The organism is Micromonospora arida (genome assembly GCF_003857035.1).
Taxonomy (GTDB): Bacteria; Actinomycetota; Actinomycetes; order Mycobacteriales; family Micromonosporaceae; genus Micromonospora; species Micromonospora arida.
Window position 1 is genome coordinate 1 of the sequence record NZ_QGSY01000009.1, and the last position, 1164, is coordinate 1164.

General features: G+C 76.3%; 1 protein-coding gene and 1 pseudogene. One reads left to right on the plus strand and one right to left on the minus strand.

Translation table 11 applies throughout. The features are described 5' to 3' along the window. Positions 1–760 (minus strand): annotated as a pseudogene (locus DLJ58_RS00040) (hypothetical protein); the annotation flags it as partial. Between the two features lie 106 nt (positions 761–866). On the opposite strand from DLJ58_RS00040, the gene DLJ58_RS00045 reads away from it, so the two are divergent. Beyond that, positions 867–1164 (plus strand): hypothetical protein (locus DLJ58_RS00045; protein ID WP_208740729.1); only part of this gene is annotated, 298 nt, incomplete at its 3' end.

The following is a 1164-nucleotide window of genomic DNA, read 5'->3' on the forward strand; positions in this document are numbered from 1 at the left end:
GGCCGGGAACGGGCGGAACCGGACCGGGCGGCGGCGTGGGTCGAGGACCCGGCGTCGGCACCGGATCGGGCGGGTACGGACCCGGGGCCGGCGCGGGCTCCGGTTCCGGTGGCGACGGCTCGGTCGGCCCGGGACCGGGTGGCGTGGGGTCCGGCTCCGGCTCGGGAGTCGACGGCGTCGGAGGTTGGGCCGGCTCGGCACCCACCGGCGCGGCTCGATAGACGGCGGGTGCGCTCTCGCGACGGTCCGGGGTGCCCAGGGCGCTGGCAGTGCCCCGGCTGCTGCTCGGAACCGTGGCGCTGGCCCGGGCCGGCGCGGAGGAGTCGCTTCGCTGGCCCGGCAACGACACGTCGGCTGGGCTGGCCGAGCCGGTCGCACGGTAGGTGGTCGCGGTGACCGGAGCGCTGGCCGGCAGGTCACTGCGGAGAGCACCGGCGGTCACGACGCTGGCACGTGCGCGTACCGGTGCGGCCGCCGGGTTCTGGCGCTCGTCGCCGCCGGCGGATGCGTCGTCGTCGGCCTCGGTCGAGGCGTCCGCGACGACCGCTGCCGTGCCACTGCCGACCGGGCCGCTGACAGCCGGGGCGGCGTCGCTGTCATCGGAGTCGGCGTCCGCCGAACTGGTGCCGCTGCCTGTCGAGCTGGTGGCGGCCGGGCTGGCGTCGCTGGCGGCCACCGGGTCGGCGGTGTCCGGCCCAGGTGGGCCGGACTGGTCGACCACGGGGTCGACAGTCTCCGCCGGATCTCTCTGCTCGGCCATTTCCGCCCTCCGCGCCATGCTCGCACCCGGACCCGTGACGTCGAGTCGGATGTGCCTGGTTGTCACGGTGCCACAGATCGTCCCGAGCGGACAGCCGGAGCCGGTCGTGGCGGATCAGCCTGCGGTGCTGGGGCTGGTCGTCGCGCTCGTGCTGGCCTTCGGCGTGGTCGTCGCGCTCGTGCTGGCCTTCGGCGTGGTCGTCGCGCTCGTGCTCGCCTTCGGCGTGGTCGGCGGAGACGTGCTGGCCGGCGCGCTGGTCGGCGCCGGGGGCAGGGTCGTCGGAGTGTTGCTCGGGGTGTCGGACGGCTTCGGCGTGGTGCTGCCGGTCGGGGTGGGCGTCGGGGTGGTCGTCAGCGTCGGCGTGGGCGTCGGCTTCGGCGTGGTGGTCTTCGTGGGCGAGGGGG